The following is a 7,626-nucleotide window of genomic DNA, read 5'->3' as shown; positions in this document are numbered from 1 at the left end:
GGCATCGACTGCGAGCGGCGCGCGCGCGCAACTCGCGGCCGTGCTGACCACGGGCAACAAGGCGCTCTTTTCAGGCACGGCCGGCGAGCAGCTTGTGGCCGCGTTGCCGGCATCGTTGAAAAGTTATGCGACGTCGCGGAAGAATACCGATACGCCGTTCGATGCAGTGCTTTTCGAGGGCGATAGCGACGAATTGATGGCGTTGGTGAAAGAAGTGGCGAAACGTCCGGGACCGATCGTCTCGGTGCAGGGCGTGCCGGCGGGTGCATTTGCCGACGAAGCCCACGACGGCGAGTACGAATATGCGCTTGAACGGTTGCTGACGGAACGCTCGGTGAGTGTGAACACGGCGGCTGCGGGAGGCAATGCGAATTTGATGACGATCGGCTGAGAGGCGTGTTCAGGCACAGGCCGCTCAATTCAAACAAACGGCAGCAGGCACGGCGATCCCGGCCCAAGCTGCCATTCACTTGGGAATCAGGAGAGTTTATGGATTGCACTATGAAGAAGCTGGCAGCTGCGATGCTCGTCGCTGGACTGTCGCTCACGGGTTTGGCTCACGCGCAAGCGGTTCAGGACGTCAAAGTAGGCTTCGCTGGTCCGATGACCGGCGCACAGGCGCACTACGGCAAGGACTTCCAGAACGGCATTGTGCTCGCCGTCGAAGACTTCAACGCGACGAAACCTGTGATTGACGGCAAGCAGATTCGCATCGTTCTCGATTCAGCCGATGACCAGGCCGACCCGCGTACGGGTACGACCGTGGCTCAGAAGCTGGTGGACGACAACGTGAAGGGCATGCTCGGTCACTTCAACTCGGGCACGACCATTCCCGCATCGCGCATCTACGCGAACGCCGGCATTCCCGAGATCGCGATGGCGACCGCGCCGGAATACACGACGCAGGGTTACAAGACCGCGTTCCGCATGATGACTTCCGATACGCAGCAAGGCTCCGTTGCCGGTGAGTTCGCCGTCAAGACGCTGAAGGTGAAGAAGATCGCGATCATCGATGACCGCACGGCATACGGCCAGGGTCTTGCCGACCAGTTCGAGAAGGCAGCCAAGGCATCGGGCGGCACCATCGTGGATCGCGAATTTGCTAACGACAAAGCCGTCGACTTCAAGGCGATCCTGACCAAGATCAAGTCGAGCAACCCGGACCTCGTGTACTACGGCGGTGCCGATTCGCAAGCTGGCCCGATGGTCAAGCAGATGAAGACGCTCGGAATGCGCGCGCCGTTGATGGCCGGTGAAATGGTCAAGACGGATACATTCCTGAAGATCGCCGGCGATGCAGCCGACGGCACGGTGGCCTCGCTTGCCGGCTTGCCTTTGGACCAAATGCCGGGCGGCGCGGATTACGTGGCGAAGTACAAGAAGCGCTTCAATGAGGACGTGCAGACGTACTCGCCGTACGCGTACGACGGCGCAATGGCCATGTTCGACGCAATGAAGAGCGCGAATTCGACCGATCCGGCGAAATACCTGCCGATGCTCGCGAAAACCGACATGCAAGGCGTGACGGCAACGCATCTCGCGTACGACTCGAAGGGCGATTTGAAGAACGGTGGGATCACGCTGTATAAGGTCGTCGGCGGTAAGTGGACGACGCTGCAAAGCGTGGGTGGCAAGTAAGGAAGGGTGTAGGGCTGTTAGAAAAACCCCGCATGCGGTCGTTCGCTGCGGGGTTTTTTCTATGGTGCGGCGATTGATGAGGTTATTCTCCGCATAATTTGCGGAGAATAACCGAGCGAGTGCGGAGAATATGCTTCATAATCTCCGCATGAAACGCGGTGATTGGACTTACATCTGGGAAGATCCTCAGTGGCCTGCATGCCGCTACGATCTCGTACGTCTGGCGGCGCCGCTCGCCCAAACGTCGCTGGTCCAGGGCTTGTTGGTCGGCCGGCTCGCGGATGTTGGCGCGAATTTGCAAAGCCAGGCGAGCCTCGTCGCACTGACGGACGACGTATTGAAAACCAGTGAAATCGAAGGTGAGCGCCTTAGCGCCGATTCGGTGCGTTCGTCCATTGCGCGCCGGCTTGGCGTGGATATCGGCGCGCTCGCACCGGTGGACCGGAATGTGGAAGGGGTCGTCGAGATGGTGCTGGACGCCACCCTCCACTGCGCTGCCCCGCTGACAACTGATCGCCTCTTCGGCTGGCACGCGGCGCTGTTTCCCACTGGCTTCAGTGGAATGTCGCGGATCAATGTCGGCGGCTGGCGCGACGATGCGAGCGGCGCAATGCAAGTGGTCTCAGGTCCGATCGGCCGGCAACGCGTGCATTTCGAAGCACCGCCTGCCGCGCGTCTGGACAGCGAAATGGATCGGTTTCTGGACTGGGTCAACCGTGATTCAGGTGAGCCGCCGCTGCTCAAGGCGGGACTCGCACACTTGTGGTTCGTCACGCTCCATCCCTTCGACGATGGCAACGGCCGTATCGCGCGCGCCGTCGGCGACCTGTTGCTCGCTCGCGCCGATGGAAGTCCCCAGCGCTTTTATAGTTTGTCCGCGCAGATCCAGCGCGAGCGCAGCGATTACTACGACATCCTCGAACGGACGCAGCAGGGTACGCTTGATATCACCGCGTGGCTCGACTGGTTTTTGGGTGCGCTTTACCGGGCGGTGCAGAACGCGCAACAGACCGTCGACGCGGTGCTTCTGAAGTCGCGATTCTGGCAGCGCTGGACCGGGACGGCGATGAACGAGCGACAATTGAAGCTGTTGAACCGCTTGCTCGATGGCTTCGATGGCAAGCTCACGACCAGCAAATGGGCGGCGATCGCGAAGTGTTCGCCGGATACGGCGTTGAGGGATATTAGTGAGTTGCTTGCGCTTGGGGCTTTGAAGAAGTCGGATTCGGGAGGGCGAAGTACTTCGTACGAATTGCTGGCCGCAGGCTTGGGGGGCGGTGCTAGCTAGCGGCGTGGAGGGGGTGCTGCTCGCGGTGAGTGTGGGGCTAGCATTGAGTCCTCCTGCTTGCGTGGTCGTTCTGCTTAAGTTGGATTTTCTTGCTTATTACTGTTAGCCCCTATCCGGGGCGGGACTTCATTTCTTTGCAAACGCGCAAAGAAACGAAGCAAAGAAACGCGTTCAAACCGCCAATTTTTAAGTGTCGTCGGTTGTGGAGTTCTGGTTTTTGGCACGAACATAGTGCCGCCCGCATTCATCAACGCGCAGTCGAACACAATTCTCAAGCACCAACGCCGCACACACGCTTCGCCTCAAGCGCCCATTTTCCGCGCCCAATGTATCTACCATCAAAAATGGGCGCGAATGTACTCGGCGCATCTCTGCGTGCTCGCGTCCATCCTCTCGCCATCACGCGCCGAAATCCTCCTCCCAATACTCGTTGTCCCGCCGTGCTTCGCCCGTGCGCGCTTCTTCCGTTCGCCTCAATTCCACGCGACGAATCTTGCCCGAGATGGTCTTCGGCAATTCGTAAAACTCGATGCGACGAATACGCTTATATGCCGCCAGTTTTTGCGCGGCGAATTTGAGGATCTCGCGGGCGGTTTCCTTCGTCGGCTCGTAGCCCGCGCGCAATGAGACAAACCCTTTCGGCACCGATAAGCGCAGCGGATCCGGACTCGGCACTACCGCCGCCTCCGCCACCGCTGGATGCTCGATCAGGACGCTCTCCAACTCGAACGGACTAATCCGATAATCCGCCGCCTTGAAGACATCGTCGGTGCGGCCTACGTAGGTGAAGTAACCGTCGGCATCGATGGACGCGACATCCCCCGTTCGATAGTGACCACCCCGCATAGCCTCCTGCGACTTCGATGCATCGTCCACATAGCCGTCCATCAGGCCAAGCGGCTTCGGGTCGAGAAGCAACGCCAGTTCGCCTTCTTCAGCGGGCTCATCGTCGCGATCAAGCAAGGTGATCCGGTAGCCCGGCAACGGCCTTCCCATCGATCCGGGTTTCATCGGCTGGCCCGGCGAATTGGCAATTAGCGCTGTCGTTTCGGTCTGGCCGAAACCATCGCGTAACGTGAGATTCCACGCCTTTTTAACCCGCTCGATAATCTCCGGATTCAGCGGCTCGCCCGCACCGACAACCTCGCGCAGGTTCACCTTGTAAGCCGACAAATCCTCCTGGATCATCATGCGCCAAACGGTCGGCGGCGCGCAAAGCGTGGTGATCTGGTGCTTGACGAGCGTCTCTAGCGTGGCCTTCGCGCTGAACCGCGCGGAATTGTAGATGAACACGGTTGCGCCCGCGTTCCACGGTGCAAAGACACAGCTCCACGCGTGTTTTGCCCAGCCCGGTGAACTGATGTTGAGGTGCACATCGCCGGGTTTGAGGCCAATCCAGTACATCGTCGATAAATGGCCGACCGGATAGCTTTGATGGCTATGCATGACAAGCTTCGGGCGGCTTGTCGTGCCGCTGGTGAAGTACAAAAGCAGGGGATCCGTGGCGAGTGTCCTGCCTTCGGGGTCGAATGACGGGCTTTCATTGAAGGCATCGGCGTAGTGATGCCAGCCCTCGGGCGGCCTGCTTTCCGCGTCCTTCAAAGCCACCGCGATGCGCGTTACTGAAGGATCGATTGTTTCGAATTTTGCCCCTTCGCCCGAGGCGACGATCACGTGCTTTACCTCGCCGCGCTTCATCCGGTCGGTTATGTCGGCGGGCGTTAGCAGCATGGTCGCCGGGATGGTGACGGCGCCGAGCTTCATCGCGGCCAGCATGGTTTCCCATAGCGCGGGATGGTTGGGCAGCATCAGCAGGATGCGGTCGCCACGGTTCACACCGTTCTTTCTCAGCCAGTTAGCGAGCTGGTTCGATCTCGCCGATAACTCCGCGTAGCCCAGCTTCGTTTCTTCGCCCGATTCTTCCACTACCCATAGGGCGGGTTGCGTGTTGTTTCTCGCGTATTCATCGAACCAGTCCAGGGCCCAGTTGAACTCGGTAAGTTCAGGCCACGAAAAGTCTTTGTACGCGCTCGCGTAGTCGTCGCGGTGGCGTAAAAGGAAGTCTCGCGCTTGCAGGAATGCTTGGGATGCCATGCGGTTTTGTCTCCTGAGTTTGCTTCGCTTGATTTGTTTTTATCGTGCCCTGAGGTTTTACTTCCCCCGTAACTTCTCCCCCTGCTCACGCACCTGCGCAAGCGTGGCCGCAGGTGTACTTACGTCTTGAGGAATCCTTATCTCTATCACCGATGGCAACCCCGTACTCAACGCGCGCTCGAATGCCGGCATGAATTGCGCCGTCGATTCCACCCGTTCTCCGTGGGCTCCAAACGCCCGCGCGTACGCGGCGAAGTCAGGGTTGGTCAGCCCGGTGCCATGTACGCGATTAGGATAGTGCCGTTCCTGATGCATGCGGATGGTGCCGTATTGCTCGTTGTTCACCACGATAAACACCACGGCCAGCCCGTATCGCATCGCTGTCGCCAGTTCCTGGCTCGCCATCATGAAGCAGCCATCCCCGGCGAAAGCGATCACTATCCGCTCGGGGTACAACGACTTTGCGGCGATCGCAGCGGGAACGCCGTAACCCATGGCGCCACTCGTCGGTGCCAATTGCGAGCGGTAATGCCGGTACGCATAGTGCCGATGCAACCATGTCGCGTAATTGCCCGCGCCGTTGGTGAGAATGGCATCGGCGGGAAGACGCTCGCTGAGTTGCTCCATGATCTCGCCGAGCTGGACGTCGCCGAGCATCGGGCGCGGCTTGCGCCATGCGAGATACGACGCATGTGCTTCCTCGATCGCTCCGCTCCAGGGAATCGTCGACGGGGCTTTTAGCGCCGCCAGCGCCGATGCGATCTCCGGCATGCCAGACACTATCGGCAAATCGGCGGAATACACGCGGCCGAGTTCTTCGGCGCCTTGATGTACGTGGATCAAGGTCTGCTTGGTCTTCGGGATGTCGAGCAGGGTGTAGCCGCCCGTGGTCGATTCACCCATGCGCGGGCCGAGGACAAACAGCACATCGGCGTCGCGAATGCGTGCGGCCAGTGCCGGATTGATGCCGAGGCCGACATCGCCGGCGTAGTTCGGATGGTCGTTGTCCAGCGTGTCCTGGAAACGAAAAGCGCAGCCCGCGGGCAACTGCCACGCGTGCACGAAGCGCGCGAAATCTTGCGTGGCCTCAAGCGTCCAGCCGCTTCCGCCCGCAATCACAAACGGTTTCTTCGATGCCGCCAGCAACGCGGCCAGCCGCTCGATCTGCGCCGGCGCAGGCGATGCCGCAATGCGCTGATATCGCGGCGCGCCCGGAACGACGTCGCATGCCTCGCTGAGCACATCCTCCGGCAGCGCGAGGACGACTGGCCCCGGCCGTCCTGAGGTCGCGATATGGAACGCATGGCTTAGATACTCGGGAATGCGCTTGGGGTCATCGATTTGCGCGACCCACTTGGCCATCTGACCGAACATCCGCCGATAGTCGATTTCCTGGAATGCCTCGCGATCCATGTGTTCGCGAGCGCACTGGCCGATGAGGAGGATCATCGGCGTGGAATCCTGGAACGCCGTGTGAACGCCGATGGATGCGTGCGTTGCGCCCGGACCGCGCGTGACGAGCGCAACACCCGGGCGGCCGGTCAGTTTGCCGATGGCTTCCGCCATGTTGGCGGCGGCGGCTTCGTGGCGGCAGACGATTGTTTCGATGCGGCCGGTTTCGTCGTGCAGGGAATCGAGGATGGCGAGGAAGCTTTCGCCGGGTACACAGAACACACGCTCGACACCGTGGGTCAATAGCGCATCAACGACGAGACGCGCGCCTGTGGTTTGTGGTGTTTGAGGGACTGCAGACGACATGCGACGAAATCTCCCGAGAGTTAGGGCTGGGGCGCTGGCCGCTTGGGCAGGTTTTCGTAGCTTACCTCGCTTGGGCTCGGTGAGGGTTCGGGGCGGTTCGGTTCTGCTTGGGGCGAGTGTGAGTCGAGGGTGGAGGGGGTGCTGCGCGCGGCGAGTGTGGGGCTAGCATTGAGTCCTTCTGCTAGCGTGGTCGGTCTGCTTAAGTCGGATTTTCTTGCTTATTACTGTTAGCCCCTATCCGGGGCGGGACTTCATTTCTTTGCAAACGCGCAAAGAAACGAAGCAAAGAAACGCGTTCAAACCGCGAATACCTAAGGGTCGTCGTTGCTCATTTCAGGTTTTTGGCCCGAACGTAGTGCCGCCCCCACACATCAACGCTCAGTCGAACACCATCCTCAAGCGCCAACCGCACGCACACGCTTCGCCTCGACGGCCCTATAGCGCGGGTTACCCGTGTCGTCGTATCACCCACGCCTACCGTCCGTGCTCATCCATTCCGGGTCGCGCTTCGCATAACCCCGGCGGTCACCGAACCGGGTGCACAAACCCGCATGATTGGGGATCGGCCGAATCGCCAACCTTGCCGCTCGCAGCAACGGGGGTTCGGGCCGTCGATGCGAAGCGTGTGCGCACCGTTTGAGCTTGGGGTGGGTGTTCAACTGCGAGTCGATGCGTAGAGGCCGCGCTACGTTCGTGCCAAAAACCTGAAGTGAGCAACGATGACACTTAAAAATTGGCGGTTTAAAACGCGTTTCTTTGCTTCGTTTCTTTTCGCGTTTGAAAAGAAATGAAGTCCCGCCCCGGATAGGGGCTAACAGAAATAAGCAAGAAAATCCGACTTAAGCAGA

General features: G+C 59.9%; 5 protein-coding genes. 3 read left to right on the top strand and 2 right to left on the bottom strand.

From position 1 onward, the window contains the following. The 3 genes from WCA53_RS05175 to WCA53_RS05165 form a co-directional block, all read left to right on the top strand. On the top strand, positions 1–391 hold a 391-nt coding region (locus WCA53_RS05175; RefSeq protein WP_423906402.1), incomplete at its 5' end, for a hypothetical protein. A 98-nt stretch (positions 392–489) separates the two neighbouring features. Beyond that, positions 490–1,638 carry a branched-chain amino acid ABC transporter substrate-binding protein gene (locus WCA53_RS05170; RefSeq protein ID WP_423906400.1) on the top strand — a complete coding sequence of 383 codons (1,149 nt, stop codon included), beginning with the start codon at positions 490–492 and terminating at the stop codon, positions 1,636–1,638. A 148-nt stretch (positions 1,639–1,786) separates the two neighbouring features. Beyond that, positions 1,787–2,926 carry a Fic family protein gene (locus tag WCA53_RS05165; RefSeq protein ID WP_423906397.1) on the top strand — a complete coding sequence of 380 codons (1,140 nt, stop codon included), beginning with the start codon at positions 1,787–1,789 and terminating at the stop codon, positions 2,924–2,926. A gap of 399 nt (positions 2,927–3,325) precedes the next feature. Here WCA53_RS05165 and WCA53_RS05160 read toward each other — a convergent pair whose 3' ends face one another. Then, positions 3,326–5,020: an AMP-binding protein gene (locus tag WCA53_RS05160; RefSeq protein WP_423906394.1), complete on the bottom strand. Its 1,695-nt coding sequence runs from the start codon at positions 5,018–5,020 to the stop codon at positions 3,326–3,328. Between the two features lie 57 nt (positions 5,021–5,077). Continuing rightward, positions 5,078–6,778: a thiamine pyrophosphate-binding protein gene (locus WCA53_RS05155; protein ID WP_423906391.1), complete on the bottom strand. Its 1,701-nt coding sequence runs from the start codon at positions 6,776–6,778 to the stop codon at positions 5,078–5,080. Between the last annotated feature and the right edge of the window lie 848 nt (positions 6,779–7,626).

The sequence above is a fragment of the Caballeronia sp. genome, assembly GCF_049581465.1.
Lineage (GTDB): Bacteria > Pseudomonadota > Gammaproteobacteria > Burkholderiales > Burkholderiaceae > Caballeronia.
This window is presented reverse-complemented; position numbering and strand designations above follow the sequence as displayed.